The sequence below is a fragment of the Streptomyces sp. NPDC014991 genome, from assembly GCF_043080665.1.
Taxonomy (GTDB): domain Bacteria; phylum Actinomycetota; class Actinomycetes; order Streptomycetales; family Streptomycetaceae; genus Streptomyces.
Map to the genome: position 1 here is coordinate 387,494 of NZ_JBIBVY010000001.1, position 23,206 is coordinate 410,699.

The following is a 23,206-nucleotide window of genomic DNA, read 5'->3' on the forward strand; positions in this document are numbered from 1 at the left end:
GCAGACGAGTCGGGCTGTACGCCGGGTTCTGTTCCCCGGTCGCCTCGCGGCGGCCGGGGCGACGGCCATCCATCTAGGGCCGGCGTTGCCGCCGGCCTCGTGCGGTCTACCCGCGGACTCGGGCGAGCAGCCCTCGATCGTCCGCGCAGAGCGCTTTTCACGGCGCTCCTCTTGACCTTGCTCCGGGTGGGGTTTACCTAGCTGCCCAGGTCACCCTGGGCACTGGTGGTCTCTTACACCACCGTTTCACCCTTACCGAGGACCGAGATCCCCGGCGGTCTGCTTTCTGTGGCACTGTCCCGCGGGTCACCCCGGGTGGCCGTTAGCCACCACCCTGCCCTGTGGAGCCCGGACGTTCCTCGGGGAGCCCCTTGAGGAACTCCACGCGGCCGTCCGCCCGGCTCGTCTGCCGTGCTGACCATGGTACCGGGCGTGTGCCGCGCCGCGGACCGGCGGCCGTCGCCAGGACCGAGCCGGCCAGGATGAGTGCGAAGGCGGCCAGTACGGGCAGGGTCAGCGGCTCGTCCAGGAAGACCGCGCCCGCCGCCACCGCCACCGCCGGGTTGACGTACGTGATCACGGTCGCCCGGGTCGGGCCGGCCTCTCTGATCAGCTCCAGGAACGCCACGAAGGCCACCGCCGTGCAGATCACGCCGAGGCCGGCCAGCGCGGCCAGGACCGTGGCGGAGGGCACGCCGGACGGGCGGGTGAGCGCGGCCACGGGGGCGTAGACCAGCGCGGCCAGGGTCAGGCAGGCGGCGGTGAGGTGCAGGGACGGGACCTCCTTGAGGCGGCGGGCGGCGATGAGGGGGGCCGTGGCGTAGCCCAGCACGGTCAGCAGGACCTCCACCAGCGACCGCGCGTCCCCGCCGGTGAGGTGCGGCAGGGTGAGGACCGTGACACCGGCGAGGCCCAGTGCCAGACCGGTCACCCGGCGGACGCCGAGGTGTTCGGTCTCCCCCAGCAGCCGCGCCCCGATCACGCCCACGATCGGCACGCCCGCGATCAGCAGGCCGGCCGTCGAGCTGGACAGGTGCCGTTCGGCGTCGGTGAGGGTGAACCAGGGGACGATGATTTCCAGTACCGCGAAGGCCAGCAGGGGCCGCCAGTGGGCCCGTACGGTCGCGGGCAGGCCGCCCTGACGCAGGGCGAACGGGAGCAGCAGGGCCGCGCCGAGCGCGCAGCGTGTGAACACCACCACCGGCGGGGACACCTCGTCCACCGCCACCTTGATCATCAGATAGGGGATGCCCCAGACCACTCCCATCAGGGAGAAGAGGAACCAGCCGCGTGCAGTCATGGGGTCGAGTCTCGGCCGGTGCGCCCCGGGGTGTCTTGAACGCTGTTGCGGTAGACCGCCGGGGTCACCCCGAGCACCCGGCGGAACCAGCGGGTCAGGTGCGCCTGGTCGGCGAAGCCGACGAGAGGGGCCACCTCGGCCGGGCGCAGGCCGGTGTCGAGCAGGGTGCGGGCGCGGGCGACCCGGTGCTGGGCGAGCCAGGCGTACGGGGGTATGCCCACGGTCGTACGGAAGGCGCGCAGGAGCTGGTAGCGGGACAGGCCGAGGTCGGTGGCGAGGAGTGCGAGGGACGGCGGGTCGGCGAGTTCGCCGGCGAGGCGGTCACGGACCGTGCGGGCTATGGCCGCGGCGCCGGGAACGCGGTCGGACACCGGGCGCGCCGTGGAGTGGCGCCGGGCCAGGGCGGTCAGCAGCCAGGGCAGCCGGGACTCGGCCTCCAGCGGGTCGGGGCGGGCGCTGAGCCGCGTGTGGGCGGTGCGCAGGGCCCTGACCAGCGCGGGGTCGTCGATGAGGGGCTCGCGGAAGTGCGGCAGGCCGCCGAGGGTGCCGTCGGCCAGCAGGGACGGCTCGGCGTACAGGGCCAGGTACGCGTAGCCGTCGGTGGGGTTGCCCGGGCCACCGGTGTGCATCTCGCCGGGTTCGAGGACGATGATCGTGCCGGGGCCGGTGCGGACGTGGCCGCCCCGGTAGTCGATGATCTCGGAGCCGCCGACGCAGACGCCGATCGTGTACTCGTCGTGGGCGTGCGGGGCGTACACGTGCCGCTGGAAGCTCGCGGTCAGCAGGTCGAGCGGGGGCCCGCAACGCCCCAGCCTGGCCCGGGTCCACCGGGCCCGCTCCCCCGGTCCCCGCTCCCCCGGTCCCCGCTTCTCGGGCGCCCGCTCGTCCCCGAGCCGCTGCCTCACCCGGACCTGTTCGCCCATCGGACTCCCCCTTGCCGTGCCGTCTGCCACGGGTGCAACGTCCGCGGGCCCCGCTTCCATGCCACGTGCCGCGTCCGGACCGGGACGGGCGGGGGGGGTGCGTCCGGGGCGCCGTCGACGCGGGCGAGGCCGTACCGGAAGTACGCCGTACCCTGGCGCGGAGGTCTACGTGAGGAGTACGTGTTGCTGGTCCTGCTGCCCCCCTCGGAAGGCAAGGCGAGCGCGGGTGAGGGCGCCCCGCTGGAGCTGGAGTCACTCTCCCTGCCGGGGCTGACCGGCGCGCGCGAGGCCGTGCTCACCGAACTGGTCGAGCTGTGCGCCGCCGACGAGGAGAAGGCCCGCGAGATCCTCGGGCTGAGCGAGGGACTGCGTGGCGAGGTCGCGAAGAACGCCGGGCTGCGCACGGCCGGCACCCGCCCCGCCGGGGAGATATACACCGGCGTGCTCTACGACGCCCTCGGCCTGGCCACGCTGGACGCGGCGGCGGCGCGGCGCGCGGCGGACTCGCTGCTGGTGTTCTCGGGGCTGTGGGGTGCCGTGCGGGTGACCGACCGCATCCCCTCCTACCGCTGCGCGATGGGCGTGAAGCTGCCGGGGCTGGGCACGCCGGCCGCGCACTGGCGGGCGCCGATGGCCGAGGTGCTGCCCACGGTGGCCGCCGAGGGCCTGGTGCTCGACCTGCGGTCCGCCGCCTACGCGGCGGCCTGGAAGCCGAAGGGCGAGGTCGCCGGGCGGACTGCGACGGTACGGGTGCTGCACGCGCCGACCCGGAAGGTCGTCAGCCACTTCAACAAGGCGACGAAGGGCCGGATCGTCCGCGCCCTGCTGACCGCCGGGGCGGTGCCGGAGGATCCCGCCGAGCTGGTGGAGGCGCTGCGGGAGCTGGGCTACGCCGTGGAGACGGAGGCGCCCGGGAAGGCCGGCCGGGCGTGGTCACTGGACGTACTGGTGGACGACGTGCACTGAAGTGTCGTTGCAGAATGCGCAACGCGCATTGCGTGTGATGCGCTCCCTGGGCACGATGAGGGCATGACCTCGCCGCTGCCCTCCTTCCCGGCTGCCTCGGTCCTCGACCTGGCTCCCGTCGTGCCCGTGGTGGTGCTCTCCGACGCCGCCGACGCCGTACCGCTGGCGCGGGCACTGGTGGCGGGCGGGCTGCCCGCGATCGAGGTGACCCTGCGGACACCGGCCGCGCCGGCCGCGATCCGCGCCATCGCCGACGAGGTCCCGGAGGCAGTGGTAGGGGCGGGCACCGTGATCACACCGGAACAGGTCGGGATGTGTACGGCGGCCGGTGCGCGGTTCCTGGTCAGCCCCGGATGGACGGAGGCCCTGCTGGGGGCGATGCGGGGGGCCGGGGTGCCGTTCCTGCCCGGGGTGTCGACCACTTCGGAGGTCGTCGCGCTGCTGGAGCGCGGGGTGCGGGAGATGAAGTTCTTCCCGGCACAGGCCGCGGGCGGGACGGCGTATCTGAGGTCACTGGCCGGGCCGTTGCCGCAGGCGCGGTTCTGCCCGACCGGCGGGATCGGTCAGCACAACGCCCCCGAGTATCTGGCACTGCCCAACGTCGGTTGCGTGGGCGGGAGCTGGATGATCCCGACAGAAGCCGTGGCCGCCGGGGACTGGGGCCGGATCGAGGAACTGGCGCGGTCGGCTGCCGGGTTGGGGACCGACGTGGGCCCCGGGCCGAAGGTGGGCTCAGGGCCTGAGGTGAGACGTGTCGTTGAAGAGCCGGACGCTGGCGTTGCCGTCCGCGTAGTACGCCACCGCCGACAGGGATGCGGCTGAAAGCTCCATGCGGAACAGGGACTTGGCCGGGGCGCCCAGGGCGAGACGGATCAGGGTCTTGATCGGGGTGACGTGCGTGACCAGCAGCACCGTACGGCCCGCGTGGGCGGCGACCAGCTTGTCCCGGGTGGCGGCGATCCTGATGGCCGTATCGGCGAAGCTCTCGCCGCCGCCGGTGGGGTGGGCCTCCGGGTCGGCGAGCCAGGCGTTCAGGTCGTCCGGGTAGCGGTCCCGTACCTCGCCGAAGGTCAGGCCCTCCCAGGCGCCGAAGTCCGTCTCCCGCAGGCCGTCTTCGAGTGTGACGTCCAGGCCGAGGCGGGCGGCGACGATGGCGGCGGTCTCCCGGGTGCGGGCGAGGGGCGAGGCGACGACGGCCTGCACCGTGCCACGCCTGGCCAGTGCCTCCGCGACTCGCCGGGCCTGCTCACGGCCGACGCCGGAGAGGGACGGGTCCGTCCCGCCGCTCCCGGAGAAGCGCTTCTGGGGGGTGAGCGGGGTCTCGCCGTGGCGGAGCAGCACGAAGGTGGCGGGGGCCCCGAGGTCGGGTGCGGCACTCCAGCCGGGGGCGGACGTGCGCTGCTCGGCGTCGCCGGGGGCGGCGGGGGCGGCGGGGGGCTGCTCACCGGCGCCGGAAGCGGCGGGTCGCCGCTCGCCGGAAGGTGCCGCTTCCCCTGGGGCGGGCGCCGCCCCGTCGGCACGGCCCCGGCCCTCCGCCGCCGCGTCGACGGCGGAAGCCGCGTCGGAAGCGGGCGCGGCATCGTCAGAGGGCACCGGTTCGGCAGAGACCGCCGGTTCGTCATAGCCCGCCGCATCCGCATCGGCAGCGCCCGCCGTATCGGCAGGGACCGAAGTGGCAGGGCCCGCCGCATCGGCAGCGCCCGCCGGTTCGGCAGAGCCCGACCGGTCGGCAGAATCTGCCACATCGGCAGCGGCCGCCACAACGGCAGACCCTGCCGCGCCGGACGCGGCCGGAGTGACAGCGGCGGTCCCCGTGTCCAGCGCGGTCCGGGACTGCGACGGCGACCACTGTTCGCCCTTCGCTCCCGCGTCCATCGCCTCGTTGGCCAGACGGTCCGCGTGCTTGTTCCGCTCGCGGGGGATCCACTCGTACGTGACCTGGTCCGGCGGGAAGATCGACCGGGCCGCCGCGGCCAGCGGCTTCATCGCGGGGTGTTTGATCTTCCAGCGGCCCGACATCTGCTCGACCACCAGCTTGGAGTCCATGCGGACATGGACCGGCGCGGACGGGTCGAGGGCGTGGGCGGCGCGCAGGCCGGCCAGGAGACCGCGGTACTCGGCGACGTTGTTCGTGGCGACGCCGATGTACTCCGCCGCTTCGGCCAGGGTCTGGCCCGTCGCCGCGTCGCACACCACGGCACCGTAGCCCGCGGGCCCCGGGTTGCCCCGTGACCCGCCGTCGGCCTCGACGATGAACTCCCGCACCCGCCCGGCCCCTCGTCTACAGGCCCGACTCGGCCGTGCGCACCAGGATGCGGCGGCAGTTCTCGCAGCGCACCACCGTGTCCGGCGCCGCCGAGCGGATCTCGCTCAGCTCGGTGATCGCCAGCTCCTGCCGGCAGCCCTGGCAGCTGCGGGCGTACAGCTTGGCCGCGCCGATCCCGCCCTGCTGCGCGCGCAGCTTGTCGTAGAGCTTGAGCAGGTCCGCGGGGACGGAGGCCGCGACGACCTCGCGCTCCCTGGTGACCGAGGCGGCCTCGCCGTCGATCGCCTCGAACGCCGCGTCCCGGCGGGCGGTGGCGTCGTCGATCTTCGACTGCACGGAGGCCACCCGCTCGGTCAGCTCGCCGACCCGCTCCTGCGCGGACTCGCGGCGCTCCATGACCTCGAGGACCACGTCCTCCAGGTCACCCTGTCGCTTGGCGAGGGAGACGATCTCGTGCTGGAGGTTGGAGAGGTCCTTCGGCGAGGTGACCGCGCCGGAGTCCAGGCGCTGCTGGTCGCGGGTGGCGCGCCGGCGCACCTGGTCCACGTCCTGCTCGGCCTTGGTCTGCTCGCGGGCGCAGTCGCTCTCCTCGGTCTGCGCGGCCACGAGCAGGTCGCGCAGCTGGGTGAGGTCCTTGGTCAGCGCATCGATCTCGGCGTGCTCGGGCAGCGACTTCCGCTTGTGCGCGAGCTGCTGGAGACGGACGTCGAGGTCCTGGACTTCGAGGAGTCGGATCTGGTCGGCGGGCGCGGCGTTCAGTTGGGGGCTCCTGTTAGCTAGCGGGGGTGGTGGACGCCGCGTGGGCGGTCCAGGGGTCGGTGACCGTCTTGGAGACGTGGACGCGCAGGTCCCAGCCGTGGCGGTCGGAGATCTCGTCGAGCTGGGTGGCGGCCAGCTCGCACCAGGGCCACTCGGTGGCCCAGTGCGCCGCGTCGAGCAGCGCGAGGGGGCTGTGGGCCACCGCCTCGGACGCCGGGTGGTGGCGCAGGTCGGCGGTGAGGAAGGCGTCGACGCCGGCCGCGCGGACCTGGTCGAAGAGGCTGTCGCCGGAGCCGCCGCTGACGGCGACCGTGCGGACGACGGCATCCGGGTCGCCGGCCACCCGGATGCCCTGCGCGGTGGCGGGCAGCCGTTCGGCGGCGCGGGCGGCCAGTTCGCGGACGGTGAGCGGGTGGTCGAGTTCGCAGACGCGGCCGAGGCCCCGGCGGCCGTGCGGGTCGGTGGGGTCGGGTACGAGGGGGCGTACGACCCGGAGGTCCAGTGCGCCGGCGAGGGCGTCGGAGACACCCGGGTCGGCGGTGTCGGCGTTGGTGTGGGCGACGTGCAGCGCGATGTCGTTCTTGATGAGCGTGTGCACGGCCCGGCCCTTGAAGTGCGTGGCCGCGACCGTCGTCGTACCGCGCAGGTAGAGCGGGTGATGGGTGACCAGAAGGTCGGCGCCGAGCTGCACCGCCTCGTCGACGATCTCCTGGACCGGGTCGACGGCGAACAGGACCCGGGTGATCTCCTGGCCGGGGTCGCCCACGACGGTGCCGACCGCGTCCCAGGACTCGGCCCGCTCGGCGGGCCACAGGTTCTCCAGCGCGGCGATGACTTCAGACAGACGGGGCACGAGAGACAGGCTACCTGGCTGTTCTGCGGGCCTGTACCGCATCCGCCGGCTCCGCGCCCGGTCGGCACAGACGCCCCGGTTTCCTCAGAGGAATCGCTTCTGCCCCACCCGTATGTGTGAAGCCTGAGCCATCGGTCCCCCGCCCGTGCGTACGAAAACTAGCTTCGTCACCGGAGGTGACCGAACCATGACGGCCTGTGCTATCGAATCCCCGTCCACGGACGGGGCCGACGGTGTGCCGGGGGCGGGATGCGCGATCACGGCGGACGGCGCGTACGCCGCCCGGCTCGCGCCGGCCGGTGACTGCTGGTTCCCGGAGCGCTGGACCCTGGACGGCCCGGAGCCGTACGCGGTACCGCTGCCCGGCAACCAGCCGGAGGAGCCCGGCACCGAGGTGCAGCCCCTGGGCGACGGCCGGGTGCTGATCCACCGGCTGGTGGAGCGGCGGCACGCCTTCTCGCTGCTGTATCCGACCGGGCCCGGCACCGGCGAGTTGCCACTGGGCGCGGTGGAGTGCCCGGGGCCCGGCACCGGTCTGCCGGGGCTGGCTCTGCTGCCGCCGGCGCCGGGGGGCACACGGGCGTACGCCCTCGCCGTCGGGCCGCGTTCCAGCGTGGTGTGGCTGGTGGCGGGCGGGGCGTCCGGCCCGGAGCGGCTCGCCGAGGTGCCGGGACGCTGCTCGGGCGGGGTCTGGCTGGACCGCACCGGGCGGCTGCTGGCGCTGGACCGGGAACTGGACGGGCGCACCAAGACGGTCGTGGTGGACCTGGAGCGCGCCGGCGCGGTCTCACCGCTGCTCCAGATCACGGACGGCAGCGACGACCGGCTGCTGCTCGCCGACCCCGACAGCGGGCTGCTGCTGATCTCCTCGGACGCTCCCTCCCCGGGGCGGCGGCGACTGGGCTGGGGGGTGCTCGGCAGCACCCTGCCGGTGCGCTTCCCGGAGTGTCTGCGGGTGCCGGAGTGCCGGGTGACGCCGTTCGCGATCCAGCCGGGTCAGGTGCTGATGCCGGAGAGCTGCGGGGTGGGCCTGCGGATCGACGGGACGTTCGGCACCTGGGTGGGGACCTGGCGCCCGGCCGAACGGCGGGTACGTCACCTTCCGGCGCCGCACGGATGGCTGGCGGGGGCCGGGCTGTGGACACCGGAGGGCGTGCTGCGGCTGCCGTACGCCACGCGGGACACCCCGTGCGGGGTGGCGGAGCTGACGGCGCCCAGGCGCGAGGCGGCGGACGCGTGCGCCGTCGGGGGGACGGCAGCCGCGGAGGGAACCGGAGCGGTGGAGGGGGCGGGGGCCCCAGGAGGAGCGGGCGGGACGAGCGGGACCAGTGGGACTGGCGGGACCGGCGGGACCATCGGGTCTGGCGGGACCGGCGATGCGATCGGGGCTTCCGAGACACCCGGGGCGTCCCGGCCGGGGGTGGAACCGCGCCCTGCGGAGCGTGTGTCGGCCCGTCCCGTGCCGCTCCAACAGGCGCCTCTGGGCCGTCTTGTAACGAACTAGTGCCGGTCGGCGTGTGCGCCTGGATTCGGCCCGTGGTGTGCCGGTTAGACTCGCCCGGCTGTACGAATGATCATGTTGACGGGGTGAATTCTTCCGATGAGCGACACCAGGACGCGGCAGCTGACTGCCGACTCTCAGGAGAGCGCCGGCCACGGCCGGCACCGGGGCCCGGTCGCGGCCCAGGAGAGCGAGACGACTCCGCACGGCCGGCACCGCAAGCCGGTCCAGGAGACGGTCGAGGCGGCTTTCTGACCGCAGGGGAACAGCAGGGAACCGAGGGGCGTTCGTACGGCGAGCGCCCCTCTTCCTCTGCCCGCGTCCCGACCGCCTCCTGCGGCGTGGAGATCTCCGGCTTCAGCGGTGCTGGACGACGGTGCCGGTGAGCACCGCGGTGTCCCGCTCGGCGGCGTCCACGGTGACCCGCACCCAATCCTCCCCGCGCCACATGCGGATGCGCAGGGTCTCCCCCGGGTACACCACGCCGGTGAACCGGGTGCCGTAACCGCGTACCCGGGTCACGTCACCGCCGAGCAGCGTGTCCACGACCGCCTTGAGCGTGATGCCGTAGGTGCACAGGCCGTGCAGGACCGGCCGGTCGAAGCCGGCGAGCCCGGCGAACGCCGGGTCGGCGTGCAGGGGGTTCAGGTCACCGGAGAGACGGTAGAGGAGGGCCTGGTCGGGGCGGACTGGACGCTCGACGGTCCGGTCGGGGGTGCCGGCGGGCGGGTCCGGCCGGGAGGCGGGCCCGCGGTCGCCGCCCCAGCCGCCCTCGCCGCGCACGAAGATCCGGGCGTCGTCGGTCCACAACGGGCCGTCGGCGTCGGCGACTTCGGTGCGCATGACGAGAACGGCGGCCTCGCCCTTGTCGTACACGGCGGCGATGCGGCTCGTGGCGGTGGCGGTGCCCGAGGCGGGGACCGGACGGTGCGGCGTGAGGTACTGGCCGCCGTGCAGGACCTTGGCCAGGTCGACGTCGACACCCGGCATGGACAGGGCGCGGACGACGCCGGGTGAGCCGCCGCCGGCGACGGTGGCGAAGCTCGGCAGGACGTGCAGCCGGGACTCCAGCGTGTAGCGCAGCTCGTCCGGGTCGGTGGCGGGGTCCTCCTTGTCGGGGTTGGCACCGGCCCCGATGCCGAGGTGGTAGAGCTGGACGTCCCTCGGGGTCCAGGAGATCTCGCCGGCATGTGGCCCGGCGGCGAGGGCCAGGGCTGCGTCGATGGGCATGCGGCTCCAGTCGGTGAGGGCTGTCGTCGGCGCTGCGTCGGTTCCGGGCGCCACCCGTGACATTCGTACCGTCCGAAGCCGTACGTACGCATCTGCCGGCGGCCGGATCCGGCTCCTTACCGTTGGTCCCTACGCTGTGCGTCCTACCGCCGCACGGCGGGGACCACTCGACCGGGGGACGACAGAGATGACTTGGTGGCGGGCACCACGGTGCCGGACAACGGCCTGGCAGGCGGAACAGCGTCGGTGGTGGGCGGAACGCGAGGGCTTCCGGGCCGCGCGACGGGCCGCCCGGAAGGACGGCGGGGCGCCGCGCGTCGACCAACCGGGCCCGCCGCCCACCGGCTTCACCCTGCTGCCCTGGCTGCTGATAGGCATGGGGGCCATCTCCAACCTGCTCCAGGGCAGGACCGCGAACCCGTGGGTCGGCGGTCTGGGCCTGCTGGCCTTCAACTCCCTGTACGTCTACGTCACTTTCCGCTCCTTCGACCGGCGCAGTCGCGAGGCGGTGTCCACCCGGGTGGCGCTCGCCCTGATGGGCCTGCTCACCACCGGCCTGGCCCTCGGGTACGGCGGTGACTGGCTGGTGTTCTTCCCGCTGCTGGGCCTCGCGGCGGGCGCCAGTCTGCGCGGCCCGTTGCTGGGGCGCGCGGGGACGCTGCTCGCGCTGTACGCGGGTGCCGTCGCCTACGTGCGTGGCGGCTGGGACGACGCGTCGAGCATCGGGTACGCCACCTTCATCTCCAGCATGGTGACCGCCGCGATCCTCGGTCTGTCCGAGGCAGTACGGGAGTTGCGGGCCGCCCGCGAGGAACTGGCCCGGCGGGCCGTGGAGAAGGAGCGGCTGCGGTTCTCCCGCGATCTGCACGACCTGCTCGGGCACACCCTGTCGGTGATCGTGGTGAAGTCCGAGGCGGCCCGGCGGCTGGCCCCGCGGGATCTCGACGCGGCGCTGGCGCAGGTCACGGACATCGAGTCGGTGGGCCGGCAGGCGCTCACCGAGATCCGCGAGGCGGTGACCGGCTACCGCGAGGGCAGCCTGGCCACCGAGCTGACCCGGGCCCGGTCGGCGCTGTCCGCGGCGAGCGTGGAGCCGGTGGTCCACCAGTCCGGGACGCCGCTCGACCCGCAGAGCGAGGCGCTGCTGGGCTGGGTGGTGCGCGAGGCGGTCACCAACGTCGTCCGGCACAGCCGCGCGACCCGCTGCGAGATCACCGTGGAGGGCACCACCGAGCGGGTCCGCCTGACGGTCACGGACAACGGCACCGGCACCGGCACGAGTCCGGAGGCCGGCACCGGGGCCGGTGAGGGGGGCGGCCGGTCGCGGGGGTGCGTCGGCGGTACGGGGCTGAAGGGGCTGGCCGAGCGCCTCGCGGCGGCGGCCGGCTCCCTCACGGCCGGTCCGGCACCGCGCGGTGGTTTCACGGTCAGTGCGGAACTCCCCGTTGTGGCCGACGAGGTGGTCCCGGTGGCGGTTACGGCGCCCAGGGGGAGCCGGTCACCCAGCTGACGTCGGCGGCCCAGGAGGTGCTGCTGTCGAAGTCGTTGGCTCCGCCGTTGCTCGCTATGTACAGCGTGTGGTTGTAGTGGCGCAGGTAGCGCGTCGGATAGTTGTACGAGGCGAACGAGGTGCCGGTGCCGCTCCTGCCGGTCTGCGGGCAGAAGGTGGCGTCGGCCCGGAACTGGGCGGTTCCGTCCATGGGCTGCCGGTGGAGCCGGTAGTCGAAGTGGCGCAGGAAGTCACCGGGGTAGTTGCGCGACTCGAAGGAGACGCAGGAAGCGTTGGCGAGCCCACGGCGCACGATCCAGGTGGCGTCACCCTTGTCGACGGCCGGGCTGCTCGACGTCACCGTGGAGGTGACGGCCGCGTCGTTCTGGTGGCGGACGTACTCGGTGGTGCAGCAGGCGGTCGTGGCGCGCAGCGAGATCTCGGAGCCGGGGTTCAGGGTGCCGGTGCTGCCGGTCGGGCCGCCGTAGCCGACGGAGACGATGTTGGTCTGGACGGCGGCGTCGGCGGCGTCCGTCGGGATGCCGGAGGTCATGACGCCCTCGAAGAAGGACCCGATGGAACCGTTGCTGTTGTCGCCCCCGGTGCCGAGGACGATCGCGCCCTCCTGGTGCATCGGCGAGTAGCCGCTCGCGGTCGGCTCACCGCCGGAATAGGTGGTCGTCAGTCCGCCGGACCGGCCGTTCGCGTATTTCAGCGCGAAGTGGTTCTGCCCGTTGTTCTTGAGCAGCGCGGTCACGAACGGCAGCGCTCCGGTCCCGGTGTTCGCCGTGTTCCTGCTGTATCCGGCGTCGGACTGGAACAGGCCGTTCTCCAGGTCGGCCTGCACCCACGGGCCCTGCCCGTAGCAGGGCGCGAACCAGCACTCGGTGCCGAAGTTGATGGCGTCCATGTGACCGTTGCCGGTGTCCAGGTTGTTGGTCTCGGCGTTGCCGTAGTCGAAGCAGCAGCGGTTGTTGACGTGGGTGCCGGAGGTCACCATGTACATCCCCTCGGCCTGTCCGTTCACGGCGACACCCGAGGTGGAGTTGTCCCGGTAGCCCATGCCGGCGGAGATCTCCAGGCCGTAGACCTGGTGGCCGCCGGCGGTCACCGGCAGTGCGTCCGCGGGCGCCCCCACATCGGCCGCGCCGGCGCCGCCCGCGCCCTCGACCGTGAGGTCGTTGTGGCGCGGGGACTGGTCGTAGATCTCGGTGATGATGCAGGTCGTGCCAGAACAGAAGGAGTCCTGGGCGGCGGCGTCGGCGTAGCCGCCGGTGGACAGGAGGCCGATTCTCGCGGTCGCCCCGTCCGAGGCCCGCCGCACCTGGTAGAGCGGGCCGTTGTACGCCCCGTACAGCGCCCGGGTGAGGCTGTGTGCGGCGACGCAGGGGGTGCCCGCGGCGCCGTAGATGTCGCACGGCAGCGAACCGGCGGCGGCGGCCGGGGGCGCGCCGGTGCCGAGGAGCAGGGCGGCGAGGCCGGCGCAGACGGTGAGGACGGACAGAAGGGCGCTTCTGACGCGCCGGGGGATGCGGGGAGTCCAGGGCCCTCGGGGGCTCTTGGGGGTTCGGGGAAGCACGGTGCACCTCGTATTCGTCGGGGGCTGTGCGGGGTCTCTGCGGGGCTTCCTTCCTGTCCGATATTCCGAACGTTGTTCGATCGCTATACCGGACTCGCCCGGCTGGGGGGTGACCGGGGATTGCCGAGAAGGCAGGGGCGATTGTTTGCGTACCGTCAAGGACCGTCAACCCCCGGCGCACGGGAGAAGAGAGATTCTTGACCGGGCTCCACCCCCGGCCCGCCCCGTGCCGCGCTCCGCCACCGGGCCCGGAGGCCCGCCGTAATCTGAGCCCATGAACGAGACGCCCCGCGACGAGCGGCCCGCCAGGCGCATCCGGGTGCTCCTCGCCGAGGACCAGGGCATGATGCGTGGCGCCCTGGCCCTGCTGCTCGGCATGGAGGAGGACATCGAGGTCGTGGCGCAGGTGGCCTCGGGTGACGCCATCGTGGACGGCGTGCTCACGCACCGGCCGGACGTGGCCCTGCTGGACATCGAACTGCCGGGCATCAGCGGGCTGGACGCGGCGGCCCGGCTGCGGGACCGGGCGCCCGACTGCCGGGTGCTGATCCTCACCACCTTCGGCCGGCCCGGCTATCTCCGTCGGGCCATGGAGGCCGGGGCGGCCGGCTTCCTCGTCAAGGACGGGCCGGTGGAGGAACTGGCCGGGGCGGTCCGGCGCGTCCTCGGCGGGGAGACGGTGGTCGATGCGGGGCTGGCCGCCGCCGCGCTCACCGCCGGGCCGAACCCGCTGACGGCGCGGGAGCGCGAGGTGCTGACGGCGTCGAGGGACGGGGCGACGGTCGCCGACATCGCCGGCCGGCTCCATCTGTCCGAGTCCACCGTCCGCAACTACCTCTCGTCCGCGATCGGCAAGACCGGCACCCGGAACCGGGCGGAGGCGGCACGAGAGGCCCGGCAGCAGGGGTGGCTGTGAGCCGGGGGGGGCGCACTCCGTCACCTCGCTGGAACGCGTTCCATGACACCCTCGCCCCTGACACGTCGTCAGATACCCATGGATCGGTCAAGAATTCATTAGAGGCCCGAAGCAACGGAATAGTTGCCCGTGCATACGAGGTTTACGCAGCACTTATGACACGCGGAAGGCCTCACCCCATGCCAGACACGACGACCGACCAGCCCACCCGGAGAGCGAGCGGGGCCGTGGTCCCGGTACTCGCCTTCGCGGGCATCGTGGTCGCGGTGATGCAGACCCTGCTGGTGCCGGTCATCAAGGACCTGCCGCAGCTGCTGGACACCGCCCCCACCAACGCCACCTGGGTGCTCACCTCGACACTGCTGTCCGGTGCCGTCGCCACCCCGATCACGGGCCGGCTCGGCGATCTGTACGGCAAGCGGCGCATGCTGGTGTTCAGCCTTTCCGTGATGGTGGTCGGCGCCCTGGTCAGCGCGCTCACCAGCGACCTGATCATCATGATCGTCGGTCGTACCCTCCAAGGGTTCGCCATGGGCGCGATACCGCTCGGCATCGGCCTGATGCGCGACATGCTGCCTCGCGAGAAGCTCGGCTCGGCCATGGCGCTGATGAGTTCCTCCATCGGCGTCGGCGGCGGCCTCGCCCTGCCCGCCGCGGCCCTGATCGCCCAGCACTCCGACTGGCACGCCCTGTTCTACGGCGCCGCCGGCCTCGGCGCGCTCGCCATCGCCCTCACCCTCCTCGTCGTACCCGAGTCCCCGATGCGCGCCCGGGGCACCTTCGACGTGCTCGGCGCTGCGGGCCTGTCCGTCGGCCTGGTCCTCCTGCTGCTCCCGATCACCAAGGGCAGCGACTGGGGCTGGTCCTCCGGCACGACGCTCGGCCTGTTCGCCGCGGCCGTCGCCGTCCTCCTGCTGTGGGGCGTGTACGAGCTGCGCATCCAGGCGCCCCTGGTCGACCTGCGCACCACCGCCCGCCGCGAGGTACTGCTCACCAACCTCGCCTCGATCATGGTCGGCGTCAGCTTCTACGTCGTCTCGCTCGTCCTGCCCCAGCTGCTCCAGCTGCCCACCGCGACCGGCTACGGCCTCGGCCAGTCCATGGTCGTCGCGGGCCTGTGCGTGGCCCCGCTGGGCCTGACGATGATGTTCACGGCACCGGTCTACGCCCGCCTGTCCGCCCGCTACGGCCCCAAGGTCACCCTCATCCTCGGCATGCTGATCATCGCCATCGGCTACGGCGGCGGACTCGGCCTGATGGACGCGGCCTGGCAGACGATCATCACCTCCGTGGTCCTCGGCGCGGGCATCGGCCTCGCCTACTCCTCGCTGCCCGCACTGATCGTCGGCGCGGTCCCCGCCTCGGAGACCGGCGCGGCCAACGGGCTCAACACCCTCATGCGGTCCATCGGTACGTCGGTCTCCAGCGCCGTCATCGGCATGGTGCTGGCCAACACGGCGAACCACGTGGGCGGCCTCGCCGTCCCGACCATGCACGGCTTCCGCGTCTCGTTCCTGATCGCCACGGCCGCCGTCGCGGTGGGTCTGCTGCTCGCCCTCTTCCTGCCGAAGGCCCCGCGGCCGGCCCAGCACACCCAGCTGCGCGTGAGCAGCGAGGAGGACACGAACCTGGAGCACGCCGAGCAGGTGCTGCGGGCCTTCCGGGGGCGGGTGCTGGACGCCGGTGGCACGCCGGTCGCCCGGGCCACGGTCACCCTGATCGACCGCCGGGGCCGGCAGGCGGGGGCCACGGTCTCCGGGGAGGACGGCTCCTACGCCCTCGTCGTGCCGGCGCAGGGCGCGTACGTACTCGCCGCGAAGGCCTCCGGCCATGGGCCGCTGGCGTCGTCGGCGACCCACTCCGGTGAGGAGCGGGCCGTCGAACTGGACCTCGCGTTGCCGGGGGCTTCGGTCAGCGCGTAGCGCTCCGCTGGGGGGCGGGGGCTCTACCGGTACCGGGGGTGCCGTGCGGTGTCGTCGGGGGCTGCGGCCTGGGGGTGGCCCCTGGCGGGGGTGGTCTACCGGGCTGCCACCGAGTGCCGGGCGGCGGCTGCGGCTTCGATGGGGCCGGGCGCGCCGTTCCCCGCGCCCCTTCGGGGGGCGGAACCGCTCGGCGCCGGTCGGGCGGGGGTGGCGTGGTTCTCGGGGCGTTGTCGCTACCCCCTGTCGGGTCGGTGGACGGGGGTGGGGGAGCATGGGGGTGGATCGTTGCGTTAGCGAGAGGTTGAGCATGGCCGCCGTACCCCGTCCCGAGATTCTGGCCGCGTTCGAGGGGGCCAAGGGGTTCATGCCCGTGGACGAGGGGCTGGCGCTGTACGCGGCGGCGGTGGAGGCGGGGCGGCTCGGGCTGCCGCTGCTGGAGGTCGGCACGTACTGCGGGCGGTCCACCGTTCTGCTGGCCGACGCGGCCCGCGCGGCCGGGGTCGGTGCGCTGACCGTCGACCATCACCGGGGCAGCGAGGAGCAGCAGCCCGGCTGGGACTATCACGACCCGGAGACGGTCGACCCCGAGATCGGCCTGATGGACACGCTCCCCGCCTTCCGGCGCACGCTGTTCCGGGCGGGCCTGGAAGAGCACGTGATCGCCCTCGTCGGCCGGTCCCCGCAGATCGCGCGGATCTGGAACTCCCCGCTCGGGTTGGTGTTCGTCGACGGCGGCCACACCGACGAGCACGCCACGGCCGACTACGAGGGCTGGGCACCCCATGTGGCCGAGGGCGGACTGCTCGTCATCCACGACGTCTTCCCGGACCCGCAGGACGAGTTCACCGGCCAGGCGCCGTACCGGGTGTATCTGCGGGCGCTCGGATCGGGGGCGTTCACGGAGGTCTCGGTGACCGGCTCGCTGCGGGTCCTGCGGCGAACGGGCGCGGGGATCTGAACCCCCGGTTAGAGTCGCTGACGTGTCGTACGCAGGCCCGGACCTCGATCCCCCGCAGCCCCGCCGGCCCCGGCGCGGCCCGCTGACCGTGGCGCTCGCCGCGCTGGTGCCCGGTGCGCTGCTCGGCTGGGTGGTGTACGAGGCGGTGGGCGGCGGCAGTCCGGGCAGCCGGGACGGTGCGGCCTCCCCCGCGCCGGCCCCGCGCAGTTCCGCGGTGTCCTCCTCCCCGCCGGCCCCGACCGCCGCGCCCGGCACCGGTGGCACGCCGAAGGGCGCACGCCCGCTCGAGGGGAAGGTCGTCGTCATCGACCCGGGACACAATCCGGGCAACTTCCGGCACACGGCCGAGATCGGCCGTCCGGTGGACATCGGCACCCATCGCAAGGAGTGCGACACCACCGGCACGTCCACCAACGACGGTTATCCCGAGGCCCGGTTCACCCTGGACCTGGCGCACCGGCTGCGGGCGCTGCTGGAACGGCAGGGCGCCACGGTGAAGTTGACGCACGACGAGGACAGGCCGGCCTGGGGGCCGTGCGTGGACGAGCGGGCCCGGATCGGGAACACCGCGCGCGCGGACGCGGCCGTCTCCCTGCACGCCGACGGCTCCGCACCCGGCAACCGCGGCTTCCATGTCATCCTGCCCGGGTCCGTGCACGCCGGTGCGGCCGACACCCGCGCCATCGTCGGCCCGTCCCACGACCTGGGGACGCGCATCGCGGGCGGCTTCCTGCGGGAGACGGGCGAGCCGCCGTCCAACTACCTGGGCAAAGGTACCGGTCTGGTCACGCGGACGGACCTGGGCGGTCTCAATCTGTCAACGGTTCCCAAGGTGTTCCTCGAGTGCGGCAACATGCGCGATAGCAAGGACGCGGCACTGCTGACCAGCGGCGCCTGGCGGCAGAAGGCGGCGCGGGGGATCTCCGAGGGAATCGTGGGTTTCCTGCGCACGTCGTGACCGGCGGGCGGATCCGGCCGTACGACCGGATCTTGCGGACGATAGTGTCTACCGACGACGAGACGACCTACGAAGGACCTGAAGTGAATATCCGCTCCCTCACTAGAGGCGACGGCGTGGTGATCGGAGCAGCGGTGGTGCTGTTCATCGCGTCGTTTCTCGACACGTTCGACACCGGCAGCGACAGCACCAACGCCTGGGACAACCTGGGCCTGGTGATGAGCATGTACGTCGGCGGCATCATCGGCGCGGTCCTGATCGTCGTCGCCCGCGCGCTGCCGCAGCCGCGCAAGGTCGTCGGCCTCGACCTCGGCCAGGTGGGCGTCGCCCTGGCGGTGTTCGCCGCCTGGACGGCGTTCTGGTCGATCCTCGACCCGCTGGGCGCCTTCGACGACTTCGACAGGTTCGACGTCGGTGCCGGCGCCGGTCTGGTGCTGGGGCTCATCGCCGCTCTGCTGCTGGCCGCGGCCGCCATCGCCACGCCCCTGGTGCCCGCTCTCCAGGCCGCCCTGGTCCCGGCTCCCAAGCCGGCCGCCCCGCAGCCCTACGGCGCCCAGCCGCCCGGCGGTTACGGCTACCCGGGTGCCCAGCCGCAGCAGCCGTACGGCGCCCAGCCGCAGCCGGGCCAGCCGTTCGGGCAGCAGCAGCCGGCCCCCCAGGGCGCTCCGGCACCGCAGCCTCCGGCCGGGGACTTCTCCCCGTTCTGGTTCGCCGTACCGGCGGCCCGTCCGCTGTTCGCGGAGGACGGCTCGCCGAACCAGATCGCCGAACTGGCGCCGGGTACCTGGTACCTGGCCGTCGAGCAGCGCGGTGCCGCGCTGGTCGCGCAGACCCAGGACGGCCGTCGTGGTGTGCTCCAGGACAGCTCGGGCATCCAGCGCGGCTGAGCCGTTCACCCGTACCGCACGGCCCCTCGCCCTCGTGGCGGGGGGCCGTTGTCGTACGGCCTTCTGAGGCACGTCGCCTGACGCGACGTCGACTATGTCAGCCCTGCGACAGCTGGGAGGTCGAGGGCACCTTGTTCTCGACCGGGGCGCCGGCGCTCTTGCCCGCGTCCTTGACCTTGTTGATGATGCCGTCGAACGTGCCGGCCGCGCCCTCGTCGCCCTTGCGGAGCTTGGACGGCAGGCTCTTCAGGGATTCGATGCCGGCGGCCAGGGGTGCCAGGGCCTTGGACAGCAGCGGGTCGGCCTGGGCGTTCTTCTTGGCCGCCTTGAGCCGGTTGTAGGCGAAGGCACCGGCGACGGCGGCCTTCACCAGGGCCACGGTGCGGCCGTGGGCGCCCTTCTTGAACTTGCCGGCCTTCCACGGCTTCACGATCCACTGATAGGTGGCGCCGGCGGCCAGGCCCGCGTCCACCACGAACCGCGTCTTGGCGAACTTGCGCTTCTCCGCGGACGTGCTGGGGCTGGGGGTGGGGCTGTCGGCGGCGGGGACGGCCTGGGTCGCCGCGCTGTTCTTCGTCGTGCTCTTCCCGTCGCTTCCACAGGCGGTGGAACCGGCGAGCAGGGCGCAGCACAGCGTGAGCGCCACGGCGAGGCGCCGCATCGGTACGGGCACGAGATCCTCCGGACGTGTCTCCCCGAGCGGTTGGCTTCCTCCGGCAGCCTCACCCCGAACACCCGGACGCGCCACCCGGGGGACGCCGTCCGGGTTTCACCGCCCGCCGCCCGGCAATCCGCAAGGCATGTCCCCTAGATATCGCAACGGTGCGAATCAGGCCGGGACGGTCATCGCGATCGTCGCCGACGTCATGGCCTTCATCCTCGGCCTGTGGATCCTGATGTACCTGTTGGACGCGAACCGGGCGAACAGCCTGGTCCAGTTCGTCCATGACGCGGCCTCCTGGCTGGCAGGCTGGTCGCACGACCTGTTCACCTTCGACGAGGCGTGGGCCCGGGTGGTCGCCGGGTACGGCCTGGCCGCGGTCGTCTATCTCTTCGTGGGCCACGCCATCGCCAACCGCATGAGCCGGCACTGACCCCGTCCCGCACGGTCCACGCGCCGCCCCCGGCAGGGCGGGGCGTGGCCGGTGGGGGTCAGTCGCAGCAGTCGGGGTCCAGGCCCGCCGGCAGGTACTGTCCTCCGAAGACCGCGCAGGTGGCCTCGTGGCCGCCCAGTGCGGCGACGGCCAGCAGCAGGGAGCCCGCCGTCCAGGTGGTCAGCTCGCGCGGCCAGACGGCGTCGTCGTCGAAGACGTAGCCGGTCCAGTACAGGCCGCTGTCCGGATCCCGCAGGTGCTGGATGGACTGGAGGATCTCCAGGGCTCGGTCGGACTCCCCCACCGCCCACAGGGCCAGGGCGAGTTCGCTGGACTCGCCGCCTGTCACCCAGGGGTTGGGGATCACGCAGCGCACGCCGAGGCCGGGCACGACGAACCGGTCCCAGGATTCCTCGATGCGCGCCTTGGCCTCCTCGCCCGTCAGCGCGCCGCCGAGGACCGGGTAGTACCAGTCCATCGAGTAGCGGTTCTTGTCCAGGAACCGCTCGGGGTGCCGGCATATCGCGTGGCGCAGCGCTCCGACGGCCAGCTCCCAGTCGGGCTGCGGCTCTTCGCGCTCCTCGGCGATGGCGAGCGCGCACCGCAGGGCGTGGTGGACGGAGGAGCTGCCGGTGAGCAGGGCGTCCGTCGTCGGCGTGCCGTCGTCCTCGCGGCGCCAGCCGATCTCCCCGCCGGGCTGCTGCAGCCGCAGCACCCACTCCATGGCCGCGTAGACGGTCGGCCACATCCGGTCCAGGAACATGTCGTCGCCCGTGGACAGGTAGTGGTGCCAGACGCCGACGGCTATGTAGGCGACGAAGTTGGACTCGCGGGCCCGGTCGGTGACGTCGTCGTGGGCGCCGTCGGCGTAGGCGGCGTACCAGGAGCCGTCCTCGTTCTGGTGCCGGGCGAGCCAGTCGTAGGCCCGCTCGGCGGCCTCGTGCTCGCCGGCCGCGTCCAGGGCCATGGCGGCCTCGGTGTGATCCCACGGGTCCAGGTGGTGCCCGCGGAACCACGGGAGCGCACCGTCCTCCCGCTGCACGGCGAGGATGCCGCGGACGGTCGCGGCGGCCTGCTCGGCGGTGAGGACCCCGGGCAGGACGAGGTGTTCTGTCCGGGGGGTGGTCACTTGGCGGCCGCCTCGGAGGTCTCGGTCCCGGTCTCGGCCAGGCGCGGCAGGTGCGGCTTGGTGGCGTAGACGACGAAGCTCTTGCCGATGAGCGGGTTCAGGGCCTGCTCGGCGAGGCGGGTGGCGAGCGGCTTCTTCATGATGTCCCAGACCAGCAGCTTGTGGTACGCCCGCACCGGCAGCGCCTTGTCGTTGTCCACGCCGAAGGCGCACTTCAGCCACCAGTACGGCGAGTGCAGCGCGTGCGCGTGATGGCTGCCGTACGGCCTCAGGCCGGCCTCGCGGACCTTGGCGACCAGTTCGTCGGCCTTGTAGATGCGGATGTGGCCGCCCTCGACCTCGTGGTAGGCGTCGGACAGCGTCCAGCAGACCTTCTCGGGGCCGTAGCGGGGCACGGTGACCGCGAGCCGGCCGCCGGGACGGAGCACGCGGACCATCTCGGCGAGCACGCCCTTGTCGTCGGGGATGTGCTCCATCACCTCGGAGATGATGACGACGTCGAAGGAGTCGTCGGGGAAGGGCAGGGCGAGGGCGTCGCCCTCCATGGCGGTGGCGGTGGCGCCCTCGGGGGCCTCCCCGGCCTCCCGCATCGCCGCGAACCACTTGGCGACCTCGCGGATCTCCTCGGCGTTCTGGTCCAGCGCCACGACCTGGGCGCCGCGCCGGTAGCACTCGAAGGCGTGCCGGCCGGCCCCACAGCCGAGGTCCAGGACACGGTCGCCGGGGGCGATCGGGAACCGGGAGAAGTCGACGGTCAGCACGTGGCCCTGCTTTCGGTGTAGACGCCGGGGGTGGCCGCGGGGCGGCCGGGGTCCTGCCGCCCGGGGCGCGGGTCGCCGGAACGGGCGATGGCCTCGCGGTAGCGGGCCACGGTGCCCTCGGCGGCCCGGGCCCAGGTGAAGCGTTCGAGCACCCGCGCCCGGCCGGCCACGCCGAGCCGGGCCCGCAGCGCCGGGTCGCCGAGCAGCCGGCCGAGACCGGCGGCGAGGGCGTCCGCGTCACCGGGTGGTACGGCCAGGCAGGTCTCGCCGTCCCGGCCGGCGACCTCGGGGATCGCGCCGCCGGTGGTGGCGACCAGCGGGGTGCCGGTGGCCATGGCCTCGGCGGCGGGCAGCGAGAAACCCTCGTACAGAGAGGGCACGCAGGCGACCTGGGCGGAGCGGATCAGGTCGACCAGTTCGGCGTCGGAGATGCCCTTGACGAACTCGACGGCGCCCTGGAGGCCGTACCGCTCGACCGCCCGGGCGACCGGGCCCTCCTGCGGGCGCTTGCCGACGACGACGAGGTGGGCGGCCGGGTGCTCGGTGCGCAGCTTGGCGAGCGCCTCCACGAGGTACACCAGGCCCTTGAGGGGCACGTCGGCGCTGGAGGTCGTGACGATGCGTCCGGGGATCTCGGGCACGGCGGGGTCCGGCGCGAACAGGTCGGTGTCGGCGCCGATGTGGACCACGTGGACGCGGTCGTCACGGACGCCGAGGTGATCCACGATCTCCTGCCGGGAGCTGCCGGAGACGGTGAGGACCGAGGGCAGGCGGCGGGCGACCCGCTTCTGCATGCGGGTGAACGCGTACCAGCGGCGCACCGAGCAGCGGCGCTGCCAGGTGGCGGCCGCGTCCAGCTCCAACTGCCGGTCGACGGTGATGGGATGGTGGATCGTGGTCACCAGGGGGGCGCCGATGTCGCCCAGCAGGCCGTAGCCGAGGGTCTGGTTGTCGTGGACGATGTCGAACTCGCCGCGCCGGGCGCGCAGATGGCGGCGGGCGCGCAGCGAGAAGGTCAGCGGCTCGGGGAAGCCGCCGGTCCACATGGTCGCCACTTCCAGGGCGTCGATCCAGTCCCGGTACTCGTCCCGTCCCGGGGTGCGGAAGGGGTCGGGCTGGCGGTAGAGGTCGAGGCTGGGCAGCTCGGTGAGCGTGAGGTTCGGGTAGCCCTCGTCCAGGACGGGGTACGGCTGCGACCCGATGACCTCGACCCGGTGGCCGAGGCGGGCCAGCTCGCGCGAGAGGTGCCGTACGTAGACACCCTGCCCCCCGCAGAACGGGTTCCCCTTGTAGGTGAGGAGCGCGATGTCGAGCGGTCGCTCTCCCCCGCTCCCGGCCGCGCTCGAGCGGGAGGGACCCCCACCGGCAGCGGGTTGGTGGCCGGCACCCGCTTCCCGGGCCTCAGCGGTCACTCCGTGCCCCCTTCTGCCTGCACTGCCCGCGACACCATGACGGGGACTGACAAGTTGCAGACTTGATCGTTCAGGAAGCTCCGAATCTACCGGCAGGTAGGAGCACTGTGAGCAGTGGATCAGGTGATTCGCGCCACGGCACACGGCGTTGCCGTGCTGTCTGATCACGAGCCCCACCGAGGACCTCACCGACTGTCACGGACGGTACCCGTGCCCCGTGAGCCGGTATCTCACGTCCGTCCCCCGGGCTCCCGCCCTCACCCGGGGGCCTCCCCCACCGCCGCCCCTGACCGCACGGCAGGA

Annotated in this window: 21 protein-coding genes, 1 other RNA gene and 1 pseudogene; 11 read left to right on the plus strand and 12 right to left on the minus strand. The window is 73.1% G+C overall.

Going from position 1 to position 23,206, the window contains the following annotated elements:
* Window position 1: 1 nt before the first annotated feature.
* The 3 genes and pseudogenes from rnpB to ACF1BE_RS01755 all read right to left on the minus strand — a co-directional run bounded on the left by rnpB (window position 2) and on the right by ACF1BE_RS01755 (window position 2,223).
* Window positions 2-405: RNase P RNA component class A (gene rnpB / locus ACF1BE_RS01745), an RNA gene on the minus strand.
* A gap of 115 nt (window positions 406-520) precedes the next feature.
* Window positions 521-1,300, minus strand: a pseudogene (locus tag ACF1BE_RS01750) (DMT family transporter); the annotation flags it as partial.
* Window positions 1,297-2,223, minus strand: a complete 927-nt coding sequence (locus tag ACF1BE_RS01755; RefSeq protein ID WP_392196990.1) for an AraC family transcriptional regulator — start codon at window positions 2,221-2,223, stop codon at window positions 1,297-1,299. The pseudogene ACF1BE_RS01750 and the gene ACF1BE_RS01755, both read right to left, overlap by 4 nt.
* A 183-nt stretch (window positions 2,224-2,406) precedes the next feature.
* On the opposite strand from ACF1BE_RS01755, the gene yaaA reads away from it, so the two are divergent.
* Window positions 2,407-3,189, plus strand: coding sequence for a peroxide stress protein YaaA (gene yaaA, locus ACF1BE_RS01760; protein WP_392197390.1), 783 nt, complete (start codon window positions 2,407-2,409; stop codon window positions 3,187-3,189).
* Between the two features lie 63 nt (window positions 3,190-3,252).
* On the plus strand, window positions 3,253-4,011 hold the full coding sequence (eda, locus tag ACF1BE_RS01765) for a bifunctional 4-hydroxy-2-oxoglutarate aldolase/2-dehydro-3-deoxy-phosphogluconate aldolase (protein ID WP_392196991.1): 759 nt from the start codon (window positions 3,253-3,255) through the stop codon (window positions 4,009-4,011).
* Here eda and ACF1BE_RS01770 read toward each other — a convergent pair.
* From ACF1BE_RS01770 to ACF1BE_RS01780, 3 genes are read right to left on the minus strand one after another with little or no spacing between them, the layout of a single operon-like run.
* A complete protein-coding gene (locus ACF1BE_RS01770) occupies window positions 3,922-5,454 on the minus strand; it encodes a bifunctional RNase H/acid phosphatase (protein WP_392196992.1) in 1,533 nt (510 codons plus the stop codon). The two genes, eda and ACF1BE_RS01770, sit on opposite strands and share 90 nt — an antisense overlap.
* A 16-nt stretch (window positions 5,455-5,470) precedes the next feature.
* Window positions 5,471-6,214 (minus strand): zinc ribbon domain-containing protein, encoded by a 744-nt coding sequence (locus ACF1BE_RS01775; RefSeq protein WP_392197391.1) that lies wholly within the window; start codon window positions 6,212-6,214, stop codon window positions 5,471-5,473.
* A gap of 13 nt (window positions 6,215-6,227) precedes the next feature.
* Entirely contained in the window at window positions 6,228-7,067 is an 840-nt protein-coding gene (locus ACF1BE_RS01780; RefSeq protein ID WP_392196993.1) for a Nif3-like dinuclear metal center hexameric protein, read from the minus strand.
* A gap of 187 nt (window positions 7,068-7,254) precedes the next feature.
* On the opposite strand from ACF1BE_RS01780, the gene ACF1BE_RS01785 reads away from it, so the two are divergent.
* Both ACF1BE_RS01785 and ACF1BE_RS01790 read left to right on the plus strand, forming a co-directional pair.
* Complete coding sequence (locus ACF1BE_RS01785) at window positions 7,255-8,571, plus strand: hypothetical protein (protein ID WP_392196994.1); 1,317 nt, start codon at window positions 7,255-7,257, stop codon at window positions 8,569-8,571.
* A gap of 96 nt (window positions 8,572-8,667) precedes the next feature.
* The gene (locus tag ACF1BE_RS01790) at window positions 8,668-8,823 is read left to right on the plus strand and encodes a hypothetical protein (RefSeq protein ID WP_392196995.1); all 156 of its coding nucleotides are present in this window, start codon (window positions 8,668-8,670) and stop codon (window positions 8,821-8,823) included.
* 102 nt (window positions 8,824-8,925) lie between these two features.
* Here the strand turns inward: ACF1BE_RS01790 and ACF1BE_RS01795 are convergent, their stop codons facing one another.
* The gene (locus ACF1BE_RS01795) at window positions 8,926-9,798 is read right to left on the minus strand and encodes a MaoC/PaaZ C-terminal domain-containing protein (protein WP_392196996.1); all 873 of its coding nucleotides are present in this window, start codon (window positions 9,796-9,798) and stop codon (window positions 8,926-8,928) included.
* 187 nt (window positions 9,799-9,985) lie between these two features.
* Between ACF1BE_RS01795 and ACF1BE_RS01800 the strand changes: the two genes are divergently transcribed.
* Window positions 9,986-11,308 carry a sensor histidine kinase gene (locus tag ACF1BE_RS01800; RefSeq protein WP_392196997.1) on the plus strand — a complete coding sequence of 441 codons (1,323 nt, stop codon included), beginning with the start codon at window positions 9,986-9,988 and terminating at the stop codon, window positions 11,306-11,308.
* On the opposite strand, the gene ACF1BE_RS01805 is transcribed toward ACF1BE_RS01800, so the two are convergent.
* Window positions 11,274-12,866: an alpha-L-arabinofuranosidase B gene (locus tag ACF1BE_RS01805; RefSeq protein WP_392196998.1), complete on the minus strand. Its 1,593-nt coding sequence runs from the start codon at window positions 12,864-12,866 to the stop codon at window positions 11,274-11,276. The two genes, ACF1BE_RS01800 and ACF1BE_RS01805, sit on opposite strands and share 35 nt — an antisense overlap.
* 274 nt (window positions 12,867-13,140) lie before the next feature.
* On the opposite strand from ACF1BE_RS01805, the gene ACF1BE_RS01810 reads away from it, so the two are divergent.
* The 5 genes from ACF1BE_RS01810 to ACF1BE_RS01830 all read left to right on the plus strand — a co-directional run bounded on the left by ACF1BE_RS01810 (window position 13,141) and on the right by ACF1BE_RS01830 (window position 18,507).
* Window positions 13,141-13,782: a response regulator gene (locus tag ACF1BE_RS01810; RefSeq protein ID WP_392196999.1), complete on the plus strand. Its 642-nt coding sequence runs from the start codon at window positions 13,141-13,143 to the stop codon at window positions 13,780-13,782.
* Window positions 13,783-13,961: 179 nt separating this feature from the next.
* Window positions 13,962-15,704, plus strand: a complete 1,743-nt coding sequence (locus tag ACF1BE_RS01815; protein WP_392197000.1) for an MFS transporter — start codon at window positions 13,962-13,964, stop codon at window positions 15,702-15,704.
* 307 nt (window positions 15,705-16,011) lie between these two features.
* Entirely contained in the window at window positions 16,012-16,662 is a 651-nt protein-coding gene (locus ACF1BE_RS01820; protein ID WP_392197001.1) for a class I SAM-dependent methyltransferase, read from the plus strand.
* Window positions 16,663-16,684: 22 nt separating this feature from the next.
* Window positions 16,685-17,620, plus strand: a complete 936-nt coding sequence (locus ACF1BE_RS01825) for an N-acetylmuramoyl-L-alanine amidase (RefSeq protein ID WP_392197002.1) — start codon at window positions 16,685-16,687, stop codon at window positions 17,618-17,620.
* 83 nt (window positions 17,621-17,703) lie between these two features.
* Complete coding sequence (locus ACF1BE_RS01830) at window positions 17,704-18,507, plus strand: hypothetical protein (RefSeq protein WP_392197392.1); 804 nt, start codon at window positions 17,704-17,706, stop codon at window positions 18,505-18,507.
* A 97-nt stretch (window positions 18,508-18,604) separates the two neighbouring features.
* Here the strand turns inward: ACF1BE_RS01830 and ACF1BE_RS01835 are convergent, their stop codons facing one another.
* Window positions 18,605-19,180 carry a hypothetical protein gene (locus ACF1BE_RS01835; RefSeq protein WP_392197003.1) on the minus strand — a complete coding sequence of 192 codons (576 nt, stop codon included), beginning with the start codon at window positions 19,178-19,180 and terminating at the stop codon, window positions 18,605-18,607.
* Between the two features lie 127 nt (window positions 19,181-19,307).
* Here ACF1BE_RS01835 and ACF1BE_RS01840 point away from each other — a divergent pair, with 127 nt between their 5' ends.
* On the plus strand, window positions 19,308-19,601 hold the full coding sequence (locus ACF1BE_RS01840; protein WP_121789030.1) for a hypothetical protein: 294 nt from the start codon (window positions 19,308-19,310) through the stop codon (window positions 19,599-19,601).
* Between the two features lie 58 nt (window positions 19,602-19,659).
* On the opposite strand, the gene ACF1BE_RS01845 is transcribed toward ACF1BE_RS01840, so the two are convergent.
* From ACF1BE_RS01845 to ACF1BE_RS01855, 3 genes are read right to left on the minus strand one after another with little or no spacing between them, the layout of a single operon-like run.
* Window positions 19,660-20,730, minus strand: coding sequence for a prenyltransferase/squalene oxidase repeat-containing protein (locus ACF1BE_RS01845; RefSeq protein ID WP_392197004.1), 1,071 nt, complete (start codon window positions 20,728-20,730; stop codon window positions 19,660-19,662).
* Window positions 20,727-21,491 (minus strand): class I SAM-dependent methyltransferase, encoded by a 765-nt coding sequence (locus tag ACF1BE_RS01850; protein ID WP_392197005.1) that lies wholly within the window; start codon window positions 21,489-21,491, stop codon window positions 20,727-20,729. The genes ACF1BE_RS01845 and ACF1BE_RS01850 overlap by 4 nt, the downstream gene beginning before the upstream one ends.
* Window positions 21,485-22,903 carry a glycosyltransferase family 4 protein gene (locus ACF1BE_RS01855; RefSeq protein WP_392197006.1) on the minus strand — a complete coding sequence of 473 codons (1,419 nt, stop codon included), beginning with the start codon at window positions 22,901-22,903 and terminating at the stop codon, window positions 21,485-21,487. Before ACF1BE_RS01855 ends, ACF1BE_RS01850 begins: the two co-directional genes overlap by 7 nt.
* Window positions 22,904-23,206: the final 303 nt, after the last annotated feature.